Annotated in this window: 25 protein-coding genes; 9 read left to right on the top strand and 16 right to left on the bottom strand. The window is 40.8% G+C overall.

Going from position 1 to position 26,113, the window contains the following annotated elements; all coding sequences use genetic code 11:
- The first annotated feature begins 36 nt into the window (after positions 1-36).
- Entirely contained in the window at positions 37-1,815 is a 1,779-nt protein-coding gene (locus MTF66_RS25860; RefSeq protein WP_138621569.1) for an alkaline phosphatase, read from the top strand.
- 91 nt (positions 1,816-1,906) lie between these two features.
- On the opposite strand, the gene MTF66_RS25855 is transcribed toward MTF66_RS25860, so the two are convergent.
- The 4 genes from MTF66_RS25855 to MTF66_RS25840 form a co-directional block, all read right to left on the bottom strand.
- A complete protein-coding gene (locus MTF66_RS25855; protein ID WP_138570690.1) occupies positions 1,907-2,449 on the bottom strand; it encodes a PH domain-containing protein in 543 nt (180 codons plus the stop codon).
- A 77-nt stretch (positions 2,450-2,526) separates the two neighbouring features.
- Entirely contained in the window at positions 2,527-3,144 is a 618-nt protein-coding gene (locus tag MTF66_RS25850) for a LysE family translocator (RefSeq protein WP_055012716.1), read from the bottom strand.
- 9 nt (positions 3,145-3,153) lie between these two features.
- The gene (locus MTF66_RS25845) at positions 3,154-3,336 is read right to left on the bottom strand and encodes a hypothetical protein (protein WP_138621567.1); all 183 of its coding nucleotides are present in this window, start codon (positions 3,334-3,336) and stop codon (positions 3,154-3,156) included.
- Positions 3,337-3,350: 14 nt separating this feature from the next.
- Positions 3,351-3,749: a DUF3224 domain-containing protein gene (locus MTF66_RS25840; RefSeq protein ID WP_010392463.1), complete on the bottom strand. Its 399-nt coding sequence runs from the start codon at positions 3,747-3,749 to the stop codon at positions 3,351-3,353.
- Between the two features lie 88 nt (positions 3,750-3,837).
- On the opposite strand from MTF66_RS25840, the gene MTF66_RS25835 reads away from it, so the two are divergent.
- Complete coding sequence (locus MTF66_RS25835; RefSeq protein WP_075170794.1) at positions 3,838-5,616, top strand: ABC transporter transmembrane domain-containing protein; 1,779 nt, start codon at positions 3,838-3,840, stop codon at positions 5,614-5,616.
- Positions 5,617-5,630: 14 nt separating this feature from the next.
- Here the strand turns inward: MTF66_RS25835 and MTF66_RS25830 are convergent, their stop codons facing one another.
- A complete protein-coding gene (locus MTF66_RS25830; RefSeq protein WP_138621565.1) occupies positions 5,631-6,284 on the bottom strand; it encodes a hypothetical protein in 654 nt (217 codons plus the stop codon).
- Between the two features lie 95 nt (positions 6,285-6,379).
- The gene (locus MTF66_RS25825; RefSeq protein ID WP_010392457.1) at positions 6,380-7,012 is read right to left on the bottom strand and encodes an OmpA family protein; all 633 of its coding nucleotides are present in this window, start codon (positions 7,010-7,012) and stop codon (positions 6,380-6,382) included.
- A gap of 184 nt (positions 7,013-7,196) precedes the next feature.
- Between MTF66_RS25825 and chrA the strand changes: the two genes are divergently transcribed.
- Positions 7,197-8,348 carry a chromate efflux transporter gene (gene chrA, locus MTF66_RS25820; RefSeq protein WP_138621563.1) on the top strand — a complete coding sequence of 384 codons (1,152 nt, stop codon included), beginning with the start codon at positions 7,197-7,199 and terminating at the stop codon, positions 8,346-8,348.
- On the opposite strand, the gene MTF66_RS25815 is transcribed toward chrA, so the two are convergent.
- The 4 genes from MTF66_RS25815 to speA all read right to left on the bottom strand — a co-directional run bounded on the left by MTF66_RS25815 (position 8,308) and on the right by speA (position 13,317).
- Positions 8,308-9,567, bottom strand: coding sequence for a mechanosensitive ion channel family protein (locus MTF66_RS25815; protein ID WP_138621561.1), 1,260 nt, complete (start codon positions 9,565-9,567; stop codon positions 8,308-8,310). The two genes, chrA and MTF66_RS25815, sit on opposite strands and share 41 nt — an antisense overlap.
- A complete protein-coding gene (locus MTF66_RS25810; RefSeq protein ID WP_138621559.1) occupies positions 9,564-10,484 on the bottom strand; it encodes an acetyltransferase in 921 nt (306 codons plus the stop codon). Before MTF66_RS25810 ends, MTF66_RS25815 begins: the two co-directional genes overlap by 4 nt.
- An 18-nt stretch (positions 10,485-10,502) precedes the next feature.
- On the bottom strand, positions 10,503-11,375 hold the full coding sequence (locus tag MTF66_RS25805) for an acyltransferase (protein WP_138621557.1): 873 nt from the start codon (positions 11,373-11,375) through the stop codon (positions 10,503-10,505).
- Between the two features lie 61 nt (positions 11,376-11,436).
- Positions 11,437-13,317, bottom strand: coding sequence for a biosynthetic arginine decarboxylase (gene speA, locus MTF66_RS25800; protein WP_248529039.1), 1,881 nt, complete (start codon positions 13,315-13,317; stop codon positions 11,437-11,439).
- Between the two features lie 198 nt (positions 13,318-13,515).
- Between speA and speE the strand changes: the two genes are divergently transcribed.
- Positions 13,516-14,379: a polyamine aminopropyltransferase gene (speE, locus tag MTF66_RS25795; protein ID WP_248529037.1), complete on the top strand. Its 864-nt coding sequence runs from the start codon at positions 13,516-13,518 to the stop codon at positions 14,377-14,379.
- Between the two features lie 65 nt (positions 14,380-14,444).
- Here speE and MTF66_RS25790 read toward each other — a convergent pair whose 3' ends face one another.
- The gene (locus MTF66_RS25790; RefSeq protein WP_248529036.1) at positions 14,445-15,683 is read right to left on the bottom strand and encodes a hypothetical protein; all 1,239 of its coding nucleotides are present in this window, start codon (positions 15,681-15,683) and stop codon (positions 14,445-14,447) included.
- Positions 15,661-16,287 (bottom strand): methylamine utilization protein, encoded by a 627-nt coding sequence (locus tag MTF66_RS25785; RefSeq protein ID WP_138570699.1) that lies wholly within the window; start codon positions 16,285-16,287, stop codon positions 15,661-15,663. The genes MTF66_RS25790 and MTF66_RS25785 overlap by 23 nt, the downstream gene beginning before the upstream one ends.
- A gap of 174 nt (positions 16,288-16,461) precedes the next feature.
- On the opposite strand from MTF66_RS25785, the gene MTF66_RS25780 reads away from it, so the two are divergent.
- Positions 16,462-18,504, top strand: coding sequence for a glycoside hydrolase family 97 protein (locus MTF66_RS25780; protein ID WP_248529034.1), 2,043 nt, complete (start codon positions 16,462-16,464; stop codon positions 18,502-18,504).
- Between the two features lie 60 nt (positions 18,505-18,564).
- On the opposite strand, the gene envZ is transcribed toward MTF66_RS25780, so the two are convergent.
- Both envZ and ompR read right to left on the bottom strand, forming a co-directional pair.
- Positions 18,565-19,878 carry a two-component system sensor histidine kinase EnvZ gene (envZ, locus tag MTF66_RS25775; protein ID WP_055012728.1) on the bottom strand — a complete coding sequence of 438 codons (1,314 nt, stop codon included), beginning with the start codon at positions 19,876-19,878 and terminating at the stop codon, positions 18,565-18,567.
- A gap of 5 nt (positions 19,879-19,883) precedes the next feature.
- Positions 19,884-20,603 (bottom strand): two-component system response regulator OmpR, encoded by a 720-nt coding sequence (gene ompR, locus MTF66_RS25770; protein ID WP_010392434.1) that lies wholly within the window; start codon positions 20,601-20,603, stop codon positions 19,884-19,886.
- 183 nt (positions 20,604-20,786) lie between these two features.
- Here ompR and greB point away from each other — a divergent pair, with 183 nt between their 5' ends.
- The 4 genes from greB to MTF66_RS25750 all read left to right on the top strand — a co-directional run bounded on the left by greB (position 20,787) and on the right by MTF66_RS25750 (position 24,810).
- Positions 20,787-21,260, top strand: a complete 474-nt coding sequence (gene greB, locus MTF66_RS25765; RefSeq protein ID WP_010392431.1) for a transcription elongation factor GreB — start codon at positions 20,787-20,789, stop codon at positions 21,258-21,260.
- 124 nt (positions 21,261-21,384) lie between these two features.
- Positions 21,385-21,690, top strand: coding sequence for a hypothetical protein (locus MTF66_RS25760; protein ID WP_010392429.1), 306 nt, complete (start codon positions 21,385-21,387; stop codon positions 21,688-21,690).
- Between the two features lie 60 nt (positions 21,691-21,750).
- On the top strand, positions 21,751-22,329 hold the full coding sequence (locus MTF66_RS25755) for a CBS domain-containing protein (protein ID WP_010392427.1): 579 nt from the start codon (positions 21,751-21,753) through the stop codon (positions 22,327-22,329).
- A gap of 156 nt (positions 22,330-22,485) precedes the next feature.
- The gene (locus MTF66_RS25750; RefSeq protein ID WP_248529032.1) at positions 22,486-24,810 is read left to right on the top strand and encodes a Tex family protein; all 2,325 of its coding nucleotides are present in this window, start codon (positions 22,486-22,488) and stop codon (positions 24,808-24,810) included.
- 62 nt (positions 24,811-24,872) lie between these two features.
- Here the strand turns inward: MTF66_RS25750 and MTF66_RS25745 are convergent, their stop codons facing one another.
- Positions 24,873-25,730, bottom strand: coding sequence for a putative metalloprotease CJM1_0395 family protein (locus MTF66_RS25745; RefSeq protein ID WP_138621549.1), 858 nt, complete (start codon positions 25,728-25,730; stop codon positions 24,873-24,875).
- A gap of 6 nt (positions 25,731-25,736) precedes the next feature.
- Positions 25,737-26,045 (bottom strand): hypothetical protein, encoded by a 309-nt coding sequence (locus MTF66_RS25740; RefSeq protein ID WP_008112879.1) that lies wholly within the window; start codon positions 26,043-26,045, stop codon positions 25,737-25,739.
- Between the last annotated feature and the right edge of the window lie 68 nt (positions 26,046-26,113).

Genomic DNA, 26,113 nt, shown 5'->3' with positions numbered 1-26,113 from the left:
GATAAGCTCGTACTTTTGAATTAACGGTACAGAGTAATGACGTTTACACGAAGAAGTTTTTTAAAGGCCTCGGCGGCAGGATTTGGTGTTGCTGTTATATCATTAGGGTTAACAGGTTGTCGGTTTGACGACGATGATGATTTCATTGAGATTAGCTTTGATCATGGCGTTGCCAGTGGCGATCCGCTAGCAGATAGCCTAATTTTATGGACTCGTGTAACACCAAAAGATCCAGCTACCAGCAGCATTAAAGTGCAATGGCAAGCCGCGACAGACGAAAACTTTAGTGCGATTAGTCACGATGGCGAAGCTTATATAAGTGCAGCCACAGACTTTACCCTTAAAGTGGACTTACAAGGTCTAGACGCTAATACCAATTACTACTACCGCTTTATTTCTAACGGCAAAACCTCCCCTATTGGCTCAGGTAAAACATTACCAACAGGCAATATTGATAAAGTAAAGCTGGCAGTTGTGTCGTGCGCCAATTATCCTGCTGGCTTTTTTCATGTTTATGGTGAAATAGCAAAGCAACCTGACTTAGATGCGGTACTCCATTTAGGCGATTACATATACGAATATGGAAATAATGGCTACGCTACTGAAGACGCAAGTAGCTTAGGTCGTTTACTACCTGAAGATAACAGCAATGAAATTATTAGCTTAACTGACTATCGTAAACGCTATGCCCACTACCGCACCGATAGCAATTTACAAGCAGCTCACAGTAATTGCGCCTTTATAACAATATGGGACGACCATGAGGTTACTAATGATACTTGGCGTGAAGGTGCAGAAAACCATAATGACGGTGAAGGTGAATTTAGCGAACGTAAACTACATGCCCTACAAGCCTACTTTGAATGGATGCCTTTACGTAATGTAGCTGATAAAGAACGTATTTATCGTCGTTTTGAATTTGGTAATTTAGTGTCGCTATACATGCTAGATACCCGTGTGCTCGCGCGTGATGAACAATTAAGCTACGGTGATTTTGATTTAACCAGCGCACAAGGACAAAGCGATTTTGTTAGTGCTGTTAGTTCACCCACACGCGCATTACTGGGTAGTGAACAACTAACCTGGCTCACCGATGGTATGACAACCTCAAGTTCAAAATGGCAAGTACTTGGCCAACAAGTGTTAATGACCAAGATGCACTTGCCGTTTGAAGTGCTACAGCTTTTAGTGAGCCTGCAGGTAAGCCAAGCAAATGGTGCTGACACTGGTGCCCTGCTTGCTCAAGCATCAGCATTATTTGCTGAGCTGGCACAAATTAAAGGCCGCATTCTAGCCGGTGATCCAACAGTAACTGATGCAGAACGTGCGCGTGTTGATACCACCGCACCTTACAATTTAGATGCCTGGGACGGCTACGCCTATGAGCGTGAGGTACTGCTTGGTACAGCTATTGCTGCACAAAAAAACTTAGTAGTGTTAGCCGGCGATACTCACAATGGTTGGGCTGGGCAATTAAAAACTGATGCGAGCAATCCAATAGCCGCATCACAAAATGCGGGAGTTGAGTTTGCCACCTCTTCAGTGTCTTCGCCAGGTCTTGAAAAATACTTAGCACTAAATACACAGGGCCCTGAAGTTACGGCACAAATGGAGCAAGTAATCCCATTATTGGTTAATGATCTTATCTATAACAACTTAGTCGATAGAGGTTACTTAACCGTGACCTTCACTCAAGAACAAGCAAGCGCTAAGTGGAATTACGTAAGTAGCATCAAAACTACCTCTTATGAAATGCAAGCCGAGCGCAGTAAAGAATTACGTATGCTAGCAGGTCAGCCTATAATACAAGGGTAAATTACTGCAGACATGAAAAAACCAATCTAAGGCTCATAACTTCTTTAGATTGGTTTAATAAAAATAACCTGTTTTCAAAGAGAGCTGTTGGTTACTTTTTCTCATCCAATAAAGTAACTAACATTTGCTCGATATTTTTTACACTGTAGGCCAGCGAGCGAATAAGTTCGACTTGGCTTTGTGGCTCGTCTTGTTTTACTTGAACGGGTTGTTCTGCCGTGAGGTTATCTTTTTGAGTCAAAATGGCTTCACGAAATTCACTGGCATCAACTACCCCAAGTAACGATACCAACGCACCATGTCCCGACTGCCCTGCTGTTTCAAAACTTAACCGGTATAGACCAAACATGCGCATTAGCGGCCCCTGACTCAACCCGACATCAGTGATTTTTTCTAGTGGAATCGATTTTTCTTCTTTAAATAAAATACCGCGCTTCACCACTAGCTTGCGCTCTAGTAAATCGGCCGACATAGCGGCTAATACTCGACTTGCGACTAACCACACTAAAAGTAATACAACGGGTAAAAGCACAATAGTTACAACTGGAAAAAGGCTAAATATTGCAGCTAAACACATCCAGTACTGTTTGACTTTGTTATCAAAAGTAGCACTTTTTAAAATTATATTAGACATCGTTTTATCACTTTTAAATTATAGTTTTTTTAAGTTACATTAATTACCAACTGTACGCAATTCAATCAATTTGATAGTTAAAATCCAATAACTACTTTAATCGCAAGCGCGATAAATACCGCACCTAACAGCCTATCTAACCAGATATTTTGCTTAGTAAAACCAAAGCGCTTTTTAGACACCTCAGTAAGTAAAGCCACCAATAAATACCAGCCTGTATCTATCACAAAAACCGTTAAGCACATAATAACGCCAATATTTAAAGTAAGGTTCTCTGGGTCGATAAATTGTGAAAATAACGCCAAAAAGAAAATTGCTAGTTTGGGGTTTAAAAATGCAATGGCAAAGCCATCTTGTAACGCCTTAGAGCTGCTCATGTCGCTTTGCTGAATGTTTAGCTCGCTGTCGTTGGGCTTTGAAAATAGTATTTTCAAACCTAAATATGCTAAATAGGCTGCCCCTAAATACACTAAAAATTGGTACACAGTAGGAAATTGCAACATCAATGCACCTAATCCCAACAGTGAAGCTGCGGCATATAAGCCCACTCCAAAACCATGACTTAACGCTGCCAGCATGCCATTTTTCATGCCACCGCTTAAGCTATGTTTTAATACCACAGCTAAACTGGGCCCGGGAGACATCGCCCCCATCATGCACACCAGTGCTAAGCTCAACCATAATGATAACGCCATTAGTAACCCTTATATTTCTTCATTTTCAATAAGTAATGTATAACCATGCACTTGCCCATAAAAGCCTGTCAATGGCACTGCGTTTATTACTTTCCAGCCATCTTGGTTTAATTCCAGTATGCGATCATTTAGTGCGACTATATCTACCCCACCCAAAAAACGGGCCTTTCTGAATTCGATTACTTTTTGCATTATAAATACCTGCTTTATAGACTGTATTTAAAATCATAATGGTGAATACCTTGCTCTATGCGTATCGCCATACTGCCTGTTAATCCTGCGAGCTCATCAGTGCCTGAGTCGGGCACCACTTTTAAAATTAAGCTGTCTTGGCCTTTGTCCATAGTACCAAAATGCTGCAGTACAAAACTGCCTTTCTTGCCCTCAAGCTCGCCTATCACTTGCTCTATTGCAACATAACCAGCGCTGCCTTGGGTGGGAGTCATGGCGCTAAGCATTTCGCCTTGGCTAGTTGCCGTTAAGCTGCCAGTAAATTGTTTATCAATCGACATCCGACCTAAATTAACGCCTTGCTGTCCATGTGCATACCCTTCTATAGGCGCTAAAGTAACGGTAAACTCGCCTGTTATCTGTTTAGTTGTCATAATTTTTCCCTATTGATGATTTTTAATACTATTGATTTTTAATCTATTGATGCCATATCTATACCTTAATCATCAATAAGAATCTACTATGCCTACAGACAAGCCTGCTTCAGATAAAGCCGCCTTTAGCGCTTTATTCCCTATATTCAATTTTATTAAGCCTTATAAATGGGTGGTTTTAGGGGCTCTAGTAGCATTACTTGCCACCGCAGGGGTTAATTTATCGCTAGGTCAAGGCGTTAAGTTTGTGATTGATCATGGCTTTATTGCCGGCTCGCAAGCGCAATTACAACAAGCTGTTTTGGTATTAATTGGCTTGATCAGTTTATTGGCAGTGGGTACATTCAGCCGATTTTATTTAATGTCGTGGATTGGCGAGCGAGTCAGTAATGACATTAGAAAAGCTGTATTCAATCGTATTGTTACCTTGCATCCGAGTTACTTTGAAGAAAATCGCAGCGGCGAGCTGATGTCGCGACTCACCACCGACACTACCTTATTACAATCTATTATCGGCTCATCATTTTCTATGGCGCTGCGAAGCGCGCTAATGTTAGTCGGTGGTTTAATTATGCTACTTGTTACTAATTTAAAGCTTACCTTAGTCGTCGTGGCCTGCGTCCCTTTAGTACTGGTGCCTATGTTAGTTTTTGGTAAAAAGGTACGCAAACTTGCAAGTTCTAGCCAAGATGCGATTGCAGATATCAGCACCTACGCGGGTGAGATCATTCAAAACATAAAAGTGGTACAGAGTTATAGCCATGAGCAGCAAGAGCAATCTGCTTTTGCTAATGAAACCGAAAAGGCCTTCAATGTTGCCAAAAGCCGCATTAAACAGCGCTCGTTTTTAATTGCAGCAGTTATTTTTCTTACCTTTAGTGCTATTAGTGCCATGCTCTGGGTAGGCGGTAGTGATGTGCTCGCAGGCACTATGACGGGCGGTGAACTCGGTGCTTTTGTGTTTTATGCCATTATGGTGGCCATGTCGGTAGCAACCGTTGCTGAGGTTTATGGTGAACTACAACGTGCCGCAGGGGCAGCTGCCCGACTGCTTGAACTGCTCGCCGTTAAAAGTAAAATACAAAATCCTGAAATTCCACAAGATGATCAGTTACATGCAACAACAAGTAACAGTGCAATTTCACTTGAAGGTATTAGTTTTAATTACCCTTCTCGCCCAGATGTAAGCGCATTAAATAATATCAGCTTAAATATTGAAACAGGTAAAACCGTGGCTATTGTTGGCCCTTCAGGTGCCGGTAAAACCACCTTGTTTGAACTGTTACAGCGTTTTTATGACCCTGCTAGCGGAGCGATTAAGTTTCATAATATAAATATTAAACAGTTGTCGTTAAACACCTTACGCAACAAAATGGGGATGGTGGCACAAAACCCGATTTTATTTAGCTCTGATGTTATGCATAACATTCGCTATGGCAACCAAAGCGCCAGTGACGAGCAAGTTTATGCAGCCGCTAAACATGCCCATGCCGATGAATTTATAAAACAGTTACCACAAGGCTATAACAGCTTCTTAGGTGAGCAAGGTGTAAGGCTATCGGGTGGGCAAAAGCAACGTATTGTTCTTGCTCGCGCCATTTTAAAAGACCCAGAGATACTGCTACTTGATGAGGCTACCAGCGCGCTTGATGCGCAAAGCGAGCATCATGTTCAGGCCGCACTTGAACACTTAATGCAAAATAGAACAACGCTGATTATTGCCCATAGACTGGCCACGGTAAAACATGCCGATATGATTGTAGTAATGGAAAATGGCGAAATAAAAGCTACAGGCACTCATCAGCAATTAATGGCAAGTAACCCTTTGTATCAAAAACTATGTGAATTACAGTTTAATTTAGATTGATTGCATTTTAGTTGCTACTTCTTTTTAAGCCATTTATTCATTGCGGTATCGTAAGCCTCAGTTAGCTTAGTTTTATCGCACTTTACACCAGCTATGTAACTTTCGGGCAAGTCATTTTTTGGCATAACCCCTGCACCAACGGATACCTTTCTAAAACAGCTATCACCTCGTCGATAAGTGGTAAATTGCATATTTTGCTGCTCTATTTTTAATAGTGACTTTACCTTGCCTGCATGCTCTTTTGAAACTGTAATACGCTTTTTCTGAGGGTCACTCTTTGCAGTATCAGAATAGCCAGTTTGTTGCTGTAAAATACTGTTGAGTCCTTTGTTTAAATCGATCTTTTTGTAAGGCTTTAAAATTACAGACTGGGTATTTTTAGTGCTGATCTTTACCGGCTCAGTCGTTTTATCTGTTTTTTTATTAATCGCATTTAATGATTTTGATTGGGTTGCATTGTCAGGCTCAATTGAGTTGATTTCTGAATTCACATTTTTGTTAGCGCGTTGTTGTATTGCTTTAATTTTGGCAGGCACACTTACCATATAAGCTTTAATTGGGGTTGATTGTGGCGGCTTTATTTTAGGTGCTTTTAATGAGGCAACAAAAAACAAAACTAATCCATGTAAACATACCGATAAAATAATTGCCGTGCGCCACGCTGCCATAAATATGTCCTTATCGAAGAACTATTTGTGACAGCTAACGCAGGCAAAAGTGCCATTAAAATATACAAAACCACGCATTTGCGCGGTTTTAGCTATTAACCTTGTGTATTAGGCACTATTTGAATTTCGACGCGGCGGTTTTGCGCGCGACCATTCGCGGTATCGTTAGTGGCAATTGGGCGTGATTCACCAAAGCCGCTCGTGCTTACTCGTGCAGCCATAATTTGTTGGTTTACTAGGTAATTTTTTACACTTTGTGCACGCTGCTCTGAAAGAGTCATGTTGTAACTATCTTTGCCCGTGCTGTCGGTGTGACCTTCAACACTTAAGTAGGTTTTTTCGTATTTATTCATTACACTTGCTATCGCATTTAGAGTGTCATGAAAGCCCGATGAAATATAAGATTGATCAGTCGCAAACGTAATATTAGAGGGCATCACTAAGCGTAAGTTATCACCTTCACGTACCACTTCAACTCCCGAACCTGCTAGTTCATCACGAAAAGCAGCTTCTTGTTTATCCATGTAATCACCTACAGCTGCACCCGCTAGCGCACCAATAGCTGCACCAATAAAAATACGTTTATCTTTGTGGTTACCTGTAGCTTTACCTAAAATTCCCCCTGCTGCAGCACCAATAGCGGCGCCTTTACCTGTGTTATTCATTTCACAGCCAGAAAGTAATACAGCAACGACAGTGACACTTAAAAGTGATTTAGTTAACATCATGGTAATTTCCTATTCATTTAGAATTTATTATTGCGATTATGCAAACATTTGTATGAACCAAAAATGAAGAGTAACGTAAAACACGTATTATTACTTACTTCATACGGACTAATGATAGCGTTTCATAAAAATGTCATACTTATTTGTGACACTTTAATGATTTATCAAAAAGGCGATGGCCACTATGTTAATTGCGATTTTTAGGCAGTTTTTTTTGCTTGGCTGCATGAGTTTTGGCGGCCCTGCCGCCCATTTAGGTTACTTTAAACATCACTTTGTTGATTCGCTGCGCTGGTTAAGTATCAGTCGCTATTCACAGCTAATAAGCCTCAGCCAAGCTCTGCCTGGCCCTGGCTCTAGTCAGGTTAGCTTTGCAATTGGCGTAGAGCGTGCAGGTGTACTCGGTGGCATCACCGCATTTGTTGGTTTTACCTTGCCTTCTTTTTTAATAATGACACTGCTTGCTATTAGTGCTCACCAATTTGACGCCGTTTATTTTGCTGTGATCACCGGGTTGAAGTTATTTGCCGTAGTAATTGTTGCCGATGCGACCCTTAGTATGGCCAAAAGCTTTTGCAGCAACCAAATCCTTAAGCTAATTGCAGTTATAAGCACCCTAGCTCTTGTTCTACTGCCGATGTTAGGTACACAAATTATTATTTTACTTATTGCAGCCGCAGTCGGCGCTATCTGGCCACTCTTAAAATTAAGTGATTTATCACAGCAAACTAGCAGTGATCGGGGGAAAGTTAACTGGGTTGCACTTAGTTTATTTGCGCTACTGCTTGGAGTTAGCTTTATTCCAATAGGGCAAGAATTTGCGTTATTTGCGCCTTTTTACCAAGCTGGTGCTATGGTATTTGGTGGCGGGCATGTTGTGTTGCCAGTACTTCAAGCGGGTGTGCCAACGTTAAGTGATGATCAATTTTTAACGGCTTACGCCAGTGCTCAGGCTATACCTGGGCCTATGTTTACAATAGCCACCTACTTAGGCGCGCAGCTAAATACCGAGCAGCCAATAATGGGCGCAGTCATAGCTACATTATTGATATTTACCCCAGGGTTTTTACTGATGTTGGCATTTCAGAAAAGCTGGATTAATTTAGCCAGTAAGCCCCGCTTTGCCAGCTCAATTGCCGCGCTTAATGCCGCTGTGGTTGGTTTTTTAGCTGCAGCATTGTATTCGCCCATTTGGACTTCAGCTATTAATAATGTGTGGCATATTGCATTAGTGATTGCTGCATTTGCGTGGCTACGTATGAAAAAGCCACCTATTTGGTGGCTATTATTGCTCTTTATTGGTGTTGGCCTTGGACAGCATTATTGGGCACTTTAATACTAGGTTTGCCCGCCATATTCACCCCGTCAGCTGGGCCTAACTGCCCACTGACACTTTGATAAGCACGCAGTCCAAACACCGGTAATACGGCCAGTAAATGGTCCATAATTTCAGCTTGTAAGTGCTCGTACGATATCCAACGTTTGTCTTCACTAAAGCAGTAAAACTCAATCGGTAGGCCATGGTTAAGCGGTTGTAGTTCACGCACCATAAGTGTGAGCGAGGTATTGATTTTACTGTGTTGCTTTAAGTAACCCTCTGCATAGCGACGAAATAACCCTAAGTTCGACACCGGATCGGGAAGTGTGCCTAGTCGAATATATTCTTGCAGTGGTATTGCCGCTTCTATTTGCGCTTTAAAATCATCATCAACTAAAAAGATGCTGTTCATATCAATATTTAAAGAACGTTTAATACGTCGCCCACCAGATTCTTGCATACCGCGCCAATTTTTAAATGAACCGGCCACCAGCATATAAGTGGGTATAGTCGTTATGGTGTTGTCCCAGTTACGCACTTTTACAGTATTAAGTCCTAAATCAATTACTTCGCCATCGGCGCCGTAGTTATCTACTTGGATCCAGTCCCCATAGGTCACTAAACGATTAGCGGCAATTTGAATGCTGGCGACAAAACCTAATATGGTGTCTTTAAATACTAATAAAGTAACAGCGGCGATCGCACCAAAACCCGATAAAATATAAGTCGGCGATTTTTCGAGCACAATACTAACAATTAATATTGAACACACAATAAAGGTGATCAGCTTCACTACTTGAATTAGCCCTTGAATAGGCACTTCGCGGGCAAAGTCTAGTTGGTTATAAATAGCGCCAGCAATGCTCACTATGCTGCTAATAATAAAACCTATATAAATAATTAATAATGCTTGGCCAATGGTTTTAAGGATCTCTTGGGCAATTTCATTAACGGGGTAAACACTATCAAATGTGGCTAAAAAAAGTACACAGCATAACAAGCAAGCAATTCGTTTATTCAGCTTGGTCAACATAGGTGACAATGAACCAATACGCTCAGGAGAGAGTTTAGTCACCACCTTTTGAATACCCGGTAACATCAAGCGACGGGTAAATAAGTAAACAAATAATAACGAAAGGATGCCAATGGATGAGGCCGTGATTGCGCTGAGAAAAAAAGCATCGGGGACTTTTTCAAACCAAGGAGTAATTAGCTCCTGTAGGTGTGTTTTGGTCATGGTATTTCAATTTCCTTACTGGGAGTTAATTCAGTACTAGCTTGCTGAATATGAATAGCGCTTAATTGCTTATCTTTTTTTATCCATAAATTATTTAAATATTGCTGAAATTCGGCTCTAAATGCGTGATCTGTTTGGTAACTGCCAATCATTTGTGTATTTATCGGCACCACCTCAATTGTAATATTAATAGACTCCAACTCGCCTTTTAAAATATTACGACACACATGATCTGACTTACCGCTATACACTAAACTAGTGTTAAGCATAGCGTCAAATTGCTCGTTTAAAACTTCTAAGGCAAAAGCAGTTCCACCAGCCTTAGGCTTTAATAAATGCTGAAAAGGACTTTGTTGATGCTTATGCTTTTGCGCTGTAAAACGCGTACCTTCTACAAAATTAACTATGGTTGTAGGATGATGACGAAAGTTACGGCAACTGCGCTTAGTACGCTCGACATCTAAGCCTTTTAAATTGGGATTTTTTGCCAATTGCGCTTTGCTCACCCGTTTCATAAAGGGCATACCCATTGCCCACGCACCAGTGCCTATAAATGGCACGTACTTAAGCTCATCTTTTAAAAAAAACTTAGGGGCTGGTAATGCATTTAACGAGCTTAATACCGCAATATCAAGCCAGCTAATATGATTACTGATTAGCAAATACCAACAATTGGCATTCACCTCCCCACTAATATTAACTTTAATATCATTACAGCCTAGCCATAGCCCTAAGCGGTTACCTTTACACCACCCCTTGTACGCACTGTGTAATAATTTACTTACTACGGGTATGGGCAAAACCAATTTAATTAACCCAAGGGTAAGCACTAATGCGCCAAATATTATTAAATTAGCAAATAAAACACAGCCAACAATTAAGCCATTTAACCAATTAGGTAACCATTTTTTTAGCATAACTGTCAGCTCATTTTGTTATTTTTGTTTTAAATTAACCAACGTCTGGTTCTTTTCTTCCCACACGCGATTTAATTCACTTTGAAAACGTACTCTAAAGTCAGGATCATTAGTATAATCACCAATTAAGTCGTCACTAACGCCTTTTACTTCAACATGTACATCAATGTGTTTTACTTTGCCGGCTGCAAAATCCATAAAGGTAGGAATGCCCTCAGGGTAATGAATAGTGACATTTACCACCTTAGAAATTTGCTCACCCATAGCTTGCATTACAAACGCCACACCACCCGCTTTCGGTTTAAGTAAGTGAGGAAACGGGCTATTTTGCCGCGCATGCTTTTGCGCTGTAAAACGCGTACCTTCAACAAAGTTAACCACACTAACCGGCATTTCTTTAAATTTTTCACACGCTTTACGAGTCGTTTCTAAATCTTTACCACGCAATTTAGGATTCTTTTTTAATTGGCTTTTACTGGTGCGGGTCATAAAAGGGAAGTCGAGCGCCCACCAACACAAACCTAAAACAGGTACGTAAATAAGCTCTTTTTTCAAAAAGAAATTTAAAAAAGGTATTTTGCGGTTAAACACTCGCTGTAACACTAAAATATCCACCCAGCTTTGGTGGTTCGCAATAACTAGGTACCAATCTTTCAATTTTAGCTCTTCTAGACCGGTTACATTTAGCTTTGTTGGCGTTAATAACGTTTGATTTAGCGTGTTAAACGTCACCCAAATAGAGGCACATTGCTTGGCTGTCCAGCTCATTAACTTTTGCAGCCCCTTAATTGGGATTAGCTTAACGATGCCACAAATAAAAATAGGTACAAACCAAAAAAGAGTGTTTATTGTGTAAAAGAAAATACTAAATACACTGCGAATAACTGACATTACTTCTATTCCTTTAAACATCGCGCAGCCACAAATGACCGCGCTTAACTATGCAACTAGATTAATCTTCAAAATAGGTGTAGCCTTCAAGCCCTGCATTAAGCTCGGCTAAGTAACCTTCTTTACAGTGCGCTGATACATCAAGTTTATTAATCTGAGTGGCAAAGTTATCAGCTAATAACTCGCTATCATAATCAACAAATTTTAATACATCCTTAACGCTGTCACCTTTAATGGCATTGGTTAATACATATCCTTGCTCATTAAGCTCAACATGGACTGAATCGGTATCACCAAATAAGTTATGTAAATCACCTAAAATCTCTTGGTATGCCCCTACCATAAACATCGCAATATGATACTGCTGACCTTGTGTATATTCAGGAATAGGTAAACTGGTTTCAATTCCTGCACCTTCAACGTACTCACGTATTTGCCCGTCAGAATCACAAGTAATGTCTTGGATAATAGCGCGCTGAGTAAGCGGCTGCGTTAGGTTTTCGATGGGCATAACCGGAAATAACTGCTGAATGCCCCACACATCGGGTAACGACTGAAATAATGAAAAATTCACAAACAGTTTATCGGCTAGTTTTTCGTTTAAATCATCCAGCACTTCGCGGTGAGCTCGTGCATTAGAGCTTAATGAAGCACGAACGCGATGTAAAATAGTAAAGTAAAGCTGCTCTATTTTCGCCCACTCTAGCATGCTTACTAAACCATGTACGTATTGATCGTGTGCTTCACTAAATAAGTGCATTGCATCATGATAAATCTCTAATGCCATACGCGGGTTCAAACGTTGTAAACACTGCCACATTTCATCCAATACTAAGGCACTGTTTTTAACAGGTGGTTCTGGGTTTAAATGATTTGGCGCTTTTTCAACATCAATCACATCGGTAATAAGCACCGCATGATGTGCAGTAAGAGCACGGCCAGATTCGGTAATAATTGCAGGGTGAGCTAAGTTATGTTGGTCGCACACCTCGGCAAATGCATTTACTACATTACGCGCATATTCTTCGACTGTGTAGTTCATTGAGCAAGCACTACGTGAGCCTGAACCTTCGTAGTCAACGCCAAGCCCGCCACCCACATCAACAGTATTGAGCGGTACACCGTATTGAGTTAATTCAGCAAAATGGCGAGCACACTCGCGCAAAGCACGATGAATATCGCGAATATTGGCAATTTGAGAACCAATATGAAAATGTACCATCTGCATTAAATGCAACTTGTTATGTTGCTTGAGCACTTCCACTGCACTGAGTACTTGTCCTGCAGTTAAGCCAAACTTACCTTTTTCACCACCGGTATTTTGCCATTTACCTTTACCAACCGAATTTAAGCGAATGCGAATACCAATAGCAGGCTCAATACCTAAGTTATCAATTTCTTCCAGCAGTGTGGTTAGCTCAGAGAGTTTTTCAACCACAATTTTAACGCTGTGCCCCATTGCTTGACCAATACAGGCTAAACGTAAAAACTCACTGTCTTTGTAGCCGTTACATACAATTGTAATAGGCTCTTTTGCTACACCTAAAATTGCCATTAGTTCAGGTTTAGAACCGGCTTCAAGCCCCACTAAACCACTTGGGTGTGCTAAAAGCTTACTTACTACAGAACGTTGCTGATTTACTTTTATAGGGTAAACACAGGTGTATTTACCATTATATTCACGGTTGCTACGCGCTTGAGTAAACGCATTGGTGAGCGTATCTACACGGTTTTTTAAAATATCGGTAAAGCGCACCAATACTGGTAAGGTTAATCCTTGCTGTTTAAATTGCTCAGTAAGCTGACTTAAAGAAATGGCAGGTTTTGTTTGGTCGCCATCCGGATAGGCTATCAATTCACCTTGTGCGTTAATATCAAAATAACCATCGCTCCAATGAGCAACATTGTATGTAGCACGTGCTGTTTCTAAACCCCAAGTCATGGCAACTCTTCTTTATTAAATTAGGTGTAAAGGGGCATTTTAATACGTCACTATCTGCTAAGCTAACAAAAATTGAACTTTCCCCTCTTTATAGCTAACTTTATTCGCTAAAGAGCGTAAAATTTGATTGAGCAATAGCGCAAGCACTGGCAGAATTGCCTCCTTTTTTCATACTCAACCAAAAGTGTAACAACAACTATGGCAAATTTAGATCAAAGTAAGTGGTTTACTGAAATTAGCGACCGCGATGGCAGCGCATTTTCATTACGTATTAACAAAAAGTTAGATGAAAAACAGTCTCCTTTTCAAAAAGTAGAAATGTTTGAAACCACAGACTTTGGTAATTTAATGATCATTGATGGTTGCACTATGGTGAGTAGCCGTGAAAACTTTTTTTATCATGAAATGATCAGCCACCCAGCATTACTAGCACACCCAAACCCTAAAAATGTGGTTATTATTGGCGGCGGCGATTGCGGTACATTACGTGAAGTGCTTAAGCACCCAAGTGTAGAAACTGTAACCCAAATCGATATTGACGAAGTAGTTACCCAAATGTCGTTAAAGTACTTCCCAGAGTTATGTGAATCAAATAACGATCCACGTGCCACTGTGATGTTTGACGATGGCATTAAATATATGCGCGAAGCAGCTGGTGAGTCTATTGATGTAGTGATTGTTGATGGAACTGATCCGGTAGGCCCTGGTGAGGGTTTATTTAACCATGCGTTTTATACTAGCTGTTTAAACGCACTTCGCCCTAGTGGAATACTCGTACAACAAAGTGAATCTCCATTAATGCATATGCCACTTCTGGTTGAAATGCGCGAAGCTATGCTAAGTGTTGGTTTTAACGACTTGCAGACTCTTCCATTCCCACAACCTATTTATCCAAGTGGGTTGTGGTCGGTGACGCTAGCTCGCAAATCTGAAGCATTTAACGGTTTTAGAGAAGACGGCGCAGCCATAATTGCTGAGCATAGTGAATACTACAATGGCGGCATTCATCACGGTGCACTCGCAACACCTAATTACATGAAACGCGCTTTTGACAAAAAATAAAAAGCCATTAATACAAAGTAGGGCTCACAAGAGCCCTTATCTGTTTCAATTTGTTATTCTTCCAACTAAAACCGAAACTGAGCATTTAATGCTATTTGCTGCTGCGATATTCTCGATGCTTTATTCATAGCTACTCGGTTATCTGCTTGGCTATGAAGCGCTGACCCCTCAACACCTATTTGCCATTGTGGTGTAAGCTGATAACGCCAAGTTGCTGTTAGTCCCTCGCCATGACTAGCATTAGGGTCAAACTTCCAATCGTCTTTGTCTGTCACCTCAAAATAATCGTAACGTACTGAGAAACGGTGGCGTTTTATTTTATGACTCAATAATGCAAAATGACTATAAAATCGAGTATCAACGCCGCGGTTTTGACCCATAGCCGTACCACCTGACATTATTTGGATAATTAATCGTGTTTTCGGTGTAAATTTATTTAGCCATGCGACACTTAAAAATCGAGTATCCCAGGCATATTGACCCGTATTATAATTAAGAGCGCCAGGGTCACCATTATTATCATAGTAGTACACTCGCAACTGAGACTTTTTTAAATAATCCCAATGTCCACCAACGTAATAACCAAATCGCCCATCGACCTCTTCAAACGGTAAAACTTGGTTTGCTTGAAATTGTAACTGTGGAGTATTTAAAGACGCAACAGGCGCAAAAGCGAGAGCCTCACTAAGTGTTGTTTGGCGATCATGCAAAGCAAAGCCTCGCCAAGCGAGTAATGTCCCCGCAGGATCGTTACCTTTAAATGTCGCACCAACCAAACTAAAACTATGGGCACTATTAAAATTACGGGCTGGGCGTTTAATTGTTGCTTCAACACCTAGCGTTCGCAGCTCTTCACCTACCCAAGAGTTAATTGCCGAATTGGTATAGTTATATGCAGATAACCAGCCCATATCAGGGTTTTCTAATGACAATTGTGGATAAAAGCCACCCACTTTAATATGCCATTTATAATCACTGCGAACTAAAGGTTTATATTGCAGATAAGCCTGACTAACCCCCAAGGTACTTTTTGGATCTTGATATAAATTAACTACAGCATGGGCAGACCAACTAGAACTTATATCTGCACTTAAATCAATAATTCCCTGAGATAAAACCACACCTTGATTAGCCGCATCATGGCGATATAAACCAATTCCACCCTCTTGCCAGCTTAGTTGTGAATCAGCTTGCACTGCCCTTACTTGCAGCAAACCTTTAACTTGTGCGTTGGCTGAAAAAACACTCAACAAGCAAATAACAACGGCTAAGCCCAATAGACTATTCATAATCGTCAAACTCATCAACTTCAACCCTAATAGGCAAAGTTAGTTTTTGTTTTAACTGATAACTTAATTTATTGTTAGTTATAACAACTTTTTGCGACTCTATGTTGCTAATATCTCTAAAGCCTTCATGCCAAACATTTAGTTTATAGGCTCCATTTGGGATATCGAACGATGCTACTCCTTGCTCATTGGTGATTGCATAATATGGGCTATCCACAACAACAATGTAACCCAACATCCAATCATGAATATTACAACCAAGCTCCACAACTCCTGTTTGTTCAAATGTAATTGGATCTTGTGGTTGTTCTCGATAAAGCTTTAATTCAAATGTTTTGCTTTTAGAAAATGAATACACGTGATGCATTATCGAGTCAGCGTTAGGAAATTCAACTTGGCTGTTTTTTTCAACGACTAAGATATGTGGTGTAAATTGGCGATTTTTTTGTGTCATAGTGAAAAGTGATTTATTTATATTCACGCCAGAGGCTTGATCTGGAGCTAACCAAACAACAACATTTTCTTGAACTTTTTGGTTGTTATTATAAACAGTAACCGTTGCTGCACTACTCTTAAAAACAATGATACAACCTAAAATAGCGAGTAAAATTTTCAGCATATTTTCTTCTTGTTAAATTCTTTTTATTTATTATAGAACTAATTACATAAAGTTTTGCAGATTAATTAACACACTCTTTTTTAGCTAATTAATTGAATACGTATGCAGCTATCTCGTAATAGTGTGTTCATCACTTTATGCTCATAACCTACGGTTTGACATCAAGGACACACAATGAGATTACCTTTACTACTAGTTGCTTTACTTGCAAGCAGTGCTTTTGCAAAAGAAGCCACGCTGAAATCACCTGATCAAAAAATTAAAATTACCATTTCTGATCAATCATCATCCCCTCATTACTCTATTAGCTTTAATGGTAAGCCTGTTATTGAGCAGTCACGCTTAGGTTTTAGGTTTAAAAGCCAAGCACCATTTGATGACGGCTTTGTTATTAGTGAAGTAACTCGTTCACAAACCGATAGCCAATGGCAGCAACCTTGGGGAGAGCGTCAAACCGTTGTTGATAAACACAATGAAATTGCCGTTACCTTCAATAAACCTGCGCCCCACGCTGGCACATACACTGTACGATTTAAAGCCTTTGATAGTGGTGTAGGTTTTCGCTATGAAGTCCCTAAGCAAGCCGGTTTTGAACAAACTGAAATTACTAAAGAACTGACCGAATTTGCTATTGCCGCAAAAGATAAAACCACCGCATGGTGGATACCTGCTCGCGGTTGGAACCGTTATGAATATGTCTATAACACTACAGACTTACAAGATGCTGCACTTGTTCATACCCCTTTTACCTTTAAAAATGGTAACGGTGTACATGTCAGCATTCATGAAGCAGCTCTGGTAGATTATGCAGGGATGGTGCTTAACCAGCGTCGCCCAGGTACGTTTAGTGCCGATTTAACACCGTGGTCTGATGGCATTGCGGTTAAGAAGCGCGGCGCATTCAATACTCCTTGGCGCACCATTCAAATAGGTGAGCGAGCGATAGACTTAGTTAATTCAGATATTATTTTAAACCTGAATGAGCCAAATAAACTCGGTGATGTGTCGTGGGTTAAACCAGGTAAATATATAGGTATTTGGTGGGGAATGCACATCAATGAAACCACTTGGGGCAGTGGAGAAAAACACGGTGCCACCACAAAAAATACTAAATACTATATGGACTTTGCCGCTGAGTATGGCTTTGACGGCGTATTAGTTGAAGGTTGGAACACAGGTTGGGATGGCGACTGGTTTTATAATGGCGATGTATTTAGCTTTACTCAGCCTTATGACGATTTCGATATTGCAGCGCTTACACAGTACGGTAAAGAGAAAGGGGTGCAGTTAATTGGTCATCATGAAACCTCTGGCAATGTTAGTAATTATCGCGACCAAATGGAAGATGCTTTTGCGCTTTATGAAAAATCAAATGTAAGCCAAATAAAAACTGGTTATGTGGCCGATGGTGGCAATATAAAACGCATAGATGAAAACGGCATTGCCCGCTTTGAATGGCATGACGGCCAATTTATGGTAAATGAATACTTACATAACATTAAACTTGCCGCTAAATACAAGCTAAGCATCAACACACATGAACCAATAAAAGACACGGGTCTGCGCCGCACTTACCCTAACTGGATTGCCCGTGAAGGTGCGCGTGGTCAAGAGTTTAACGCATGGGGCACACCACCCAATCCACCAGAACACATTCCCATGCTTGCCTTTACGCGTATGCTGGCAGGACCAATGGACTTTACCCCTGGTATTTTTGATATGAGCTTTAATGGCTTAGGGGACGACACAAATCGCCCACAAACAACACTAGCAAAGCAATTAGCATTGTATGTAGTAATGTACAGCCCAATTCAAATGGCGGCCGATTTACCACGGAATTATTTAGCTAAACCCGATGCTTTTCAGTTCATTCAAGACGTACCGACCGATTGGCAGCAAAGTATTGCGCTTGATGGCGAAGTAGGCGACTTTATTGTATTTGCACGCAAAGAGCGCAAGCGCGATAACTATTCAGGTAACGATTGGTACTTAGGTGCAGTTACCGACGAAAATGCCCGCACCATTGAGATTAAACTCGACTTTTTAGATAAAGATAAACAGTTTGAAGCGCAAATCTACCAAGACGGTAAAAACGCTGAATGGAAGAACAATCCTTATGATTTAAGCATTGAAAAACGCACTGTTACCGCAAGCGATAAGCTAACATTAAAATTGGCCACCAGTGGCGGTACAGCCATTCGTTTTAAAGCCCTCTAGTAGTTAATCTGAACTCTAGATAATAAATTAACGCTATCTGCAACCATGCAGATAGCGTTATTAGCTTGGATTAGTAACCTTTATTGGTAGGTATATTTGCGCACTTAAACCACCTTCAGGGCGATTAGAGAGCACCACCTTGCCGCCATGCATATCGATAATACGCTTAATAATTGCAAGGCCTAGGCCGCTACCTTCACTACCGCGAGCTGCATCACCTTGTTTAAACGGCTCAAACACAGACTCCAACTCGCTTTCAGGAATACCCGGACCACTATCGTTGACCGCAATAACCACATATTTTTTATTGGAATTAAAATAACTGAGTACTTCAATATCACCCTCTGAGTAGCGTAGTGCATTTTCTATCATATTGGTCACTACTCGCTTAATCGCGACACTACTTATGGGAATTTTTCCAATATTAGGATTCGGTTTAAACGTGATCGCACGTTGATGCTTAAGCTCACTTTGTACGACTTCACCAAGGAGCGCATTAATATCTTCGCAGGTTTGTTCTTCACGTTTATGATGGCGTAAATATTCGATAAATTGATCGATAATGCCATTCATATCTTCAATATCGTAAATAATGCCTTCACGTAAATAATCATCTTCATCAACCATCATTTCTGTGGCTAAACGAATACGCGTAAGCGGTGTGCGTAAATCATGAGAAACACCGGCCATAAGTAATCGACGGTCGTTTTCAAGGGCAGCAATACCTCGCGACATTTGATTAAAGGCGCGCGTTACCTCAATAACCTCACTCGACCCTTGCTCTTGTAACTTGGTACTAAAGTCGCCTACCCCTACTTTTATCGCAGCTTGTTGTAATGCTTTTAGTGGTCGGTTCAAATGCCTGGCAAATAACCAACCTCCTAGTACACTTAAAAAGCCGATACTAGAAAGATAAAAGGTTAAAAACTCAAGGTTACTTTCTTTAAATCCGGTGAGCGGCACTTTGACCCAATAACCCGGCGCCTGCGGGGCTTCTACCCAATAAATAAGCGGATCAGTTTGACTAATGCGCACCCGAGAAAAGCCATTTAATTGCTCAGACATACTACGCGATAGCCCAGAATACTCACGACTTTGGCCTAAACCATGACGCATAGCTTCACGCTGAGTCATTACTTCAATGCCGGTTATTTCAAAAAACTTCTCAGAGACTTCATCGGTGACTTCAACGCCATCTTCCCAATCAATAAACACGGTTTTAATTTGCTTAGCCAGCATTAAATTAACTTGTTCAATGGTGGGTTTAACTACATATAAACTTACCGTGACGTAGGAAACTATTTGGTTAATAAGCAGCAAAGCGGCAACCAAAAATACGGTTTGTCCAAACGCACTACGCGGAAACATTCCCATAATGATTACTTTTCACCGTCAGGAACAAATACATAACCTAAACCCCATACCGTTTGAATATAGCGTGGGTTAGCGGCATCGACTTCGATCATTCTACGAAGACGTGATACTTGAACATCAATACTGCGCTCAAGCGCACTGTAGTCTCGCCCTCTAGCTAAGTTCATTAATTTATCACGACTTAATGGCTCACGCGGGTGAGACACTAACGCTTTTAACACCGCAAATTCACCACTGGTGAGTGACACCGTGTTATCGCCTTCACTCATTTCGCGGGTGGCTAAATTTAGGGTAAATTTACCAAACGCAATTAAGTTCTCCTCAGCTGAAGGCGCCCCTGGTACTTCTTTTGATTGGCGACGTAAAATGGCTTTTATGCGCGCTAATAGCTCGCGAGGATTAAACGGTTTCGGAATATAATCGTCAGCGCCGAGTTCTAGGCCAATAATGCGGTCTACTTCATCGCCTTTGGCGGTCAGCATAACAATAGGAATTTGGTTTTCTTTTTGGCGTAAACGTCTGCAAATAGAAAGCCCATCTTCGCCGGGCAGCATTAAATCAAGCACCATTAGATGAAAGTTTTCACGCTCAATTAGTCTATCCATTTGCTCTGAATCAGCAGCTGTTCTGACAATAAACCCTTGCTCTACCAAATAACGTTCCAGCAAACTACGCAAACGTTTATCGTCATCAACCACCAATACTTTTACTGTCTCTTGTCCCATAATCTGTTGCTTATTTTTATAATTTATTAATCGTTAATATAAATGAAAAACTTAATAATAAAAAACTAATTAAGTGCTTAGATTGTTACTGAACATTTCAAATTCATTGATAGCTATTTTATCTCGACAAGCTGCCTTTATTTTAATACCTTGCCACTCATGAAGATTAAACAAGAACTCAGCGTGAAAACAAACTTAATTACTCGCGAAGGTTATTTACAATTGCAGCAAGAACATGATCATCTTTGGAATGAAAAACGTCCAGAAGTGACTAAAATTGTGAGTTGGGCTGCTAGCCTAGGTGATCGCTCTGAAAACGCAGACTATCAGTACAACAAACGTTTACTACGTCAAATTGACCGTCGTGTTCGCTATTTACGAAAACGCATCCCCGATTTAAAAATTGTTGACTACTCACCCGTACAAGACGGCAAAGTTTTTTTTGGAGCGTGGGTAGAAATAGAAAACGAGGCCGGTGAGTGTAAAAATTTTAGAATTGTCGGCCCCGATGAAATTTATGATCGCAACGACTATATTTCTATCGATTCACCAATGGCTCGAGCGCTATTAAAAAAACAAGTAGACGATGATTTTGAGGTCATGACTCCGCAAGGTGCTAAGCAGTGGTACGTAAATAACATTACCTATCAAAAATGACAGCGCTTAGTTTTGATTCAGATCATATTAACTTTTTATTGTTTATATTATCTGAGTAAGCTATAACTAAAGTTACTCAAGTAATGTTGTATTAACTTGAGAGTAGTTAATTAAGGTCACCATTATGTCAAACATAACAGCGCGCATATTACAAAATGCCCTCGTGTTTGCACTCTTTATGAGTGTGAGTTTGACATTACATGGCGCACCTAAAAATAACAAACTTGATGCTGGTTTTGCTCCAGCTGAATTTATTGTTTGTGACTCCCCTGACCAAGCAAACCTCGACACCGATTTAGATTCTCATGTTGGTGTTATTGCGCTTAGAGAAATCCAACCACTTCCTTTAGCGTTTTTCTTTCATTATGAAAGTCGATTTTTAGCCACTGCCTACAGTCATGCAAACCCGCGAGCGCCACCCGTTATTTAATTTAATAACTTGCTTTTAAACATTATTAAATTTGTATAACTATTTATTTAGGTGGATATTATGTCTAACTTTAAAGAACTCCGTACCCAAGATATTTCTCATGGCACTATTGCTGATACTTTTACTAATGAGGCTGTGATCGATTTAACCTCTCCAGCAACACGTATAGTAACTAGCTTTACTCAAACAAGTCCTATGCGCGCAGCGTTTGATACAACCATTGAACAAGCATCAAAACAACTAAATACTCAGCCTTCTGATTTTATTTTAGTAACTGATGAGCATCAAAAGCTAATTGGTATTGTCGCAAGTGCAGATTTACAAAGCTCAAAAATCATGATTTTATCGCAGCGTTTAGGCTTGCCTCGTAGTGAAATTAGCTTACGCTATTTAATGACACCGCTGAGTAACTTAATGGGTGTAAGTATGAAAAGCTTAAGCTACTCATGTATCGGTGATGCACTGCAAACTATGGAACATCATGGTGCTATGTTTATATTAGTTACTGCGGCTAATAATGAAATAAGTGGTTTAATTTCAGCACGCGATATAGCACGTAAGCTGCAAATTCCTGTTCATATTAGCCCAATAGCGCACACATTTAGTGAAGTACTCGAAAGTGTAGAGCACCCTCACTAAATCCGCTTTTTATTGCCCCAGCAATGGCATCTTAAAGCAAGTAAAATAGCTTGCTTTAAGAGCTTTTTATTACCCTCCCCTGTGATATTATTCAAGACATTGACGCATCAGTTAACTTTTTAGCTGGTCTTATTTTTTGTATTAAAAGGTTTTTGCATGAGCGATATCTCTGCACGTTTAGCAACGGAGCTAAATGCACAGCAGCAACAAGTGGTTGCAGCAACAAAGTTACTTGATGAAGGCGCAACCGTCCCCTTTATTGCCCGTTACAGAAAAGAAGTGACCGGTGGATTAGATGACACCCAACTACGCCTTCTAGAACAACGTTTATCTTATTTACGTGAACTTGAAGAGCGTCGTGGCTTTATCCTGTCGACGATAGAATCACAAAATAAGCTTAGTGCTGAATTAGCGGCTGATATTAAAGCTGCACAAAGTAAAACCGAACTAGAAGACTTATATTTGCCTTATAAAGCAAAGCGCCGCACTAAAGGTCAAATAGCTATTGAAGCTGGTTTAGAACCACTAGCTGATGCGTTATTTAACGATCCAATGCTTGACCCAGACGCTGAGGCTGCAAAATTTATTAATGCCGAGAAAGCGATTGTCGATACTAAAGCAGCGCTTGATGGTGCTAAGTTTATTTTGATGGAGCGCTTTGCTGAAGACGCTAAATTACTCGCTAAATTTAGAAGTCATATTAGTCAAAATGGAGCGATTGAAAGTAAACTTATTGATGGCCAAGAACAAGCGGGGGCTAAATACCGAGACTACTTTGAACATCAAGAACCATTAAAAAAAGTCCCCTCGCATCGAGCATTAGCCATGCTAAGAGCACGTAATGAAGGTATTTTACAGTTAACTATTAATCCTGAGCCTAACGCTGAAAACCCAGCGCAATTGTGTGCACAGATGATCAGCGATCATTACCGCCTAGATATTAAAAACAAACCTGCCAGCGCTTGGTTATTAACTGTAGTGCAATGGGCGTGGAAAATTAAGCTTGGATTACATTTAGAAAATGAATTTTTAGCCGCAATGCGTGAAAAAGCCGAAACCGGTGCCATTGATGTATTTGCTAAAAACTTAAAAGACTTATTGATGGCAGCACCTGCTGGCCCTCGTACTACGTTAGGCTTAGATCCTGGTTTACGCACTGGTTGTAAAATTGCCGTGGTTGATAGCACAGGTAAACTGCTTGCTACCCAAACGATTTTCCCACATGCACCACAAAATCATTGGGATAAATCATTACGCACGCTCGAGCAATTATGTCGCCAGCATAAAGTTGAGCTCATTGCGATTGGTAACGGAACCGCTTCTCGCGAATCAGATAAACTAGTTGGCGAACTTATCAAAGCCAATACCGAGCTTAAACTAAATAAAATCATGGTCAGTGAGGCCGGCGCTTCGGTTTACTCTGCTTCTGAGTTTGCTGCTAATGAATTTCCAGATTTAGATGTATCTTTACGTGGTGCCGTATCTATTGCACGTCGCCTTCAAGATCCATTGGCTGAGCTGGTTAAAATAGAGCCTAAGTCTATTGGTGTAGGCCAATATCAACATGATGTATCACAAAGCCAACTAGGACAAAGCCTAATCTCAGTGGTAGAAGACTGTGTAAACAGTGTGGGTGTTGATTTAAATATGGCCTCTGTACCTTTGCTTGCACGTGTTTCTGGTTTAAACAAAACCTTAGCGCAAAATATTGTAAGCTACCGTGATACAAATGGGTCATTTACAAAACGTAGTCAGTTGAAAAAAGTAGAGCGCTTAGGGCCAAAAGCATTTGAACAAGCAGCCGGCTTTTTACGCATTAATAATGGCAGCGTTCCACTAGACAACTCATCAGTTCACCCTGAAGCATACCCTATCGTTAAGCGTATTTGTGAGCACAATCAGGTAGACGTAAATAGCCTCATTGGTAACAAAGAGTTTTTAAATAAGCTCGCTGCAAATGACTATATTGACGATAAATTTGGTCTGCCTACCGTGACCGATATTATTAGCGAACTTGATAAGCCGGGTCGCGATCCGCGCCCTGAATTTAAAACTGCTGAGTTTAAAGCAGGCGTTGAAAAAATTAGTGATTTAAAACCAGGAATGATTTTAGAAGGCGTGGTATCGAACGTAGCTAATTTTGGCGCATTTGTGGATGTTGGCGTACATCAAGATGGACTAGTGCATATTTCGGCTATTACTAATAAGTTTATTTCAGACCCACGAGAAGTAGTTAAAGCTGGTGACATTGTTAAAGTGAAAGTGGTTGAAGTTGACGCTGCACGTAAACGTATTAGCTTTACCATGCGCCTAGATGACGAGATAGACACTAGCAATAAAGCTGCCCCTGCGGCGGTGCAAAAGCCACGTGGCAACAATGCAAACCAATCGCGAGCGCCCAAACCTAAGCGCGACACAGGCAATGCCATGATGGGAAATGCGTTTGCTGATGCCTTTGCCAATGCGAAAGTGAAAAAGTAAAATGACCCCATAAAAAAACCGCTTAGGCGGTTTTTTTATGGCTATTAAATATAAGGTTTAGTTTAAATTTGTGCTGAGAATTGACTTTGAGTCGCAGGTGATGTGGCCAGTTGATAAAAACTAGCAATGCGCCCAGCACGCGCTTCTACTTCAACATCACGCGATTGCTCTTCGCTTTTAGCAGTTTTAACTTCTGAACTTTCACTGTTAGAAAACGACGCACTGACTCTGCTTTTATCTTCGCTGCTATCTTCGTCATCAGCTGAAGCTAACTCAGCTTGTGCTGCGGCTATCTTTTGAGTGGCATCTGCCGCAATTGCCCTATCGGCACCTGAAGGCTCAGCCGGCGCGAGTGCTGCAGCACGTACCGTTTGCATTTTATCAATAGTTGCTTGAGGGTCGCCATTGATAACCCCAACATCTATCGGTACTTCACCACCTACCGCATAGTTAGTACCATCGGGCCCTCTTTGATATTCGTAGCTAGGAGAGCCCGCATATTGTCCACCCACAGCGGCATGCGCTTGCTCATGTGTTCGTACTTCAGTGTCGCGCGCTTTAAGTTCTTTAATTTGCTGTAAATCTTGCTCAAGTTGCAGTTCTTCTTGCTCACTAACTTCTTCTGCAGCTTGTTGTTTTTCTTGCTCGGCATTATCTTGATCGCTATCTGCATTGCCTTCGCGTTGCGCAATCGTTTTATCGTCTGCAATTTTGCCACTCGCATTGTAGGTTGAGCTGTCGCTATTTCCTGGCAGTTTGGCTTTTTCTGCATCACTTTGAGCTTTGTTTTCGGTGCTACCAGCGGTGTTCGCAGCGGCTGGGGGAATGACTTCACGTAGCTGGTTGTCACGCCGAGCAGTCTCCGTATAAACATTTGCGGTGTTTATATTAATAGACGGAAACGGCGTGACGATATTCATGAGAAATTACACTTTAATATCAACTAAAGTGCCTAATACATCATCTGCAGTTTGGATAGATTGCGTATTTGCCTTAGCATTAAACTCTTCAACTTTTAAGTTTACTAACGCATCATCAATTCGTGCAGGTTGAGATACTGGCGCGGTGACTGCTTCTTCAGGGCGAGCGGCCGTTAATTGACGTTGCTGCGCTAGTTGAGAGTCGTCTTGCTGCTCTATGCTGGCACGATTAATCTCAGCGCTGGCTTTTTCAATTCCTTGGCTGGCTCTATTAAACCCTTCAACACCACTATTGAATACAGATCCTATTGGCATAATAATAACCTCCAGCAAATAAATATTGTTTAATTATCGCTCAAAAATCACGCAAAATAAAGCTTTAA

It is taken from the genome of Pseudoalteromonas sp. 2CM39R, from assembly GCF_023161845.1.
The sequence above is the reverse complement of the archived record's forward strand: the minus strand, read 5'-3'. Positions and strand labels throughout refer to the sequence as shown.

Excerpts from the sequence above, each read along its gene's own strand:
- MTF66_RS25860 (WP_138621569.1), top strand. The coding sequence starts at position 37 with ATGACGTTTACACGAAGAAGTTTTTTAAAGGCCTCGGCGGCAGGATTT.
- MTF66_RS25855 (WP_138570690.1), bottom strand. The coding sequence starts at position 2,449 with ATGTCTAATATAATTTTAAAAAGTGCTACTTTTGATAACAAAGTCAAA.
- MTF66_RS25850 (WP_055012716.1), bottom strand. The coding sequence starts at position 3,144 with ATGGCGTTATCATTATGGTTGAGCTTAGCACTGGTGTGCATGATGGGG.
- MTF66_RS25845 (WP_138621567.1), bottom strand. The coding sequence starts at position 3,336 with ATGCAAAAAGTAATCGAATTCAGAAAGGCCCGTTTTTTGGGTGGGGTA.
- MTF66_RS25840 (WP_010392463.1), bottom strand. The coding sequence starts at position 3,749 with ATGACAACTAAACAGATAACAGGCGAGTTTACCGTTACTTTAGCGCCT.
- MTF66_RS25835 (WP_075170794.1), top strand. The coding sequence starts at position 3,838 with ATGCCTACAGACAAGCCTGCTTCAGATAAAGCCGCCTTTAGCGCTTTA.
- MTF66_RS25830 (WP_138621565.1), bottom strand. The coding sequence starts at position 6,284 with ATGGCAGCGTGGCGCACGGCAATTATTTTATCGGTATGTTTACATGGA.
- MTF66_RS25825 (WP_010392457.1), bottom strand. The coding sequence starts at position 7,012 with ATGATGTTAACTAAATCACTTTTAAGTGTCACTGTCGTTGCTGTATTA.
- chrA (WP_138621563.1), top strand. The coding sequence starts at position 7,197 with ATGTTAATTGCGATTTTTAGGCAGTTTTTTTTGCTTGGCTGCATGAGT.
- MTF66_RS25815 (WP_138621561.1), bottom strand. The coding sequence starts at position 9,567 with ATGACCAAAACACACCTACAGGAGCTAATTACTCCTTGGTTTGAAAAA.
- MTF66_RS25810 (WP_138621559.1), bottom strand. The coding sequence starts at position 10,484 with ATGCTAAAAAAATGGTTACCTAATTGGTTAAATGGCTTAATTGTTGGC.
- MTF66_RS25805 (WP_138621557.1), bottom strand. The coding sequence starts at position 11,375 with ATGTCAGTTATTCGCAGTGTATTTAGTATTTTCTTTTACACAATAAAC.
- speA (WP_248529039.1), bottom strand. The coding sequence starts at position 13,317 with ATGACTTGGGGTTTAGAAACAGCACGTGCTACATACAATGTTGCTCAT.
- speE (WP_248529037.1), top strand. The coding sequence starts at position 13,516 with ATGGCAAATTTAGATCAAAGTAAGTGGTTTACTGAAATTAGCGACCGC.
- MTF66_RS25790 (WP_248529036.1), bottom strand. The coding sequence starts at position 15,683 with ATGAGTTTGACGATTATGAATAGTCTATTGGGCTTAGCCGTTGTTATT.
- MTF66_RS25785 (WP_138570699.1), bottom strand. The coding sequence starts at position 16,287 with ATGCTGAAAATTTTACTCGCTATTTTAGGTTGTATCATTGTTTTTAAG.
- MTF66_RS25780 (WP_248529034.1), top strand. The coding sequence starts at position 16,462 with ATGAGATTACCTTTACTACTAGTTGCTTTACTTGCAAGCAGTGCTTTT.
- envZ (WP_055012728.1), bottom strand. The coding sequence starts at position 19,878 with ATGGGAATGTTTCCGCGTAGTGCGTTTGGACAAACCGTATTTTTGGTT.
- ompR (WP_010392434.1), bottom strand. The coding sequence starts at position 20,603 with ATGGGACAAGAGACAGTAAAAGTATTGGTGGTTGATGACGATAAACGT.
- MTF66_RS25760 (WP_010392429.1), top strand. The coding sequence starts at position 21,385 with ATGTCAAACATAACAGCGCGCATATTACAAAATGCCCTCGTGTTTGCA.
- MTF66_RS25755 (WP_010392427.1), top strand. The coding sequence starts at position 21,751 with ATGTCTAACTTTAAAGAACTCCGTACCCAAGATATTTCTCATGGCACT.
- MTF66_RS25750 (WP_248529032.1), top strand. The coding sequence starts at position 22,486 with ATGAGCGATATCTCTGCACGTTTAGCAACGGAGCTAAATGCACAGCAG.
- MTF66_RS25745 (WP_138621549.1), bottom strand. The coding sequence starts at position 25,730 with ATGAATATCGTCACGCCGTTTCCGTCTATTAATATAAACACCGCAAAT.
- MTF66_RS25740 (WP_008112879.1), bottom strand. The coding sequence starts at position 26,045 with ATGCCAATAGGATCTGTATTCAATAGTGGTGTTGAAGGGTTTAATAGA.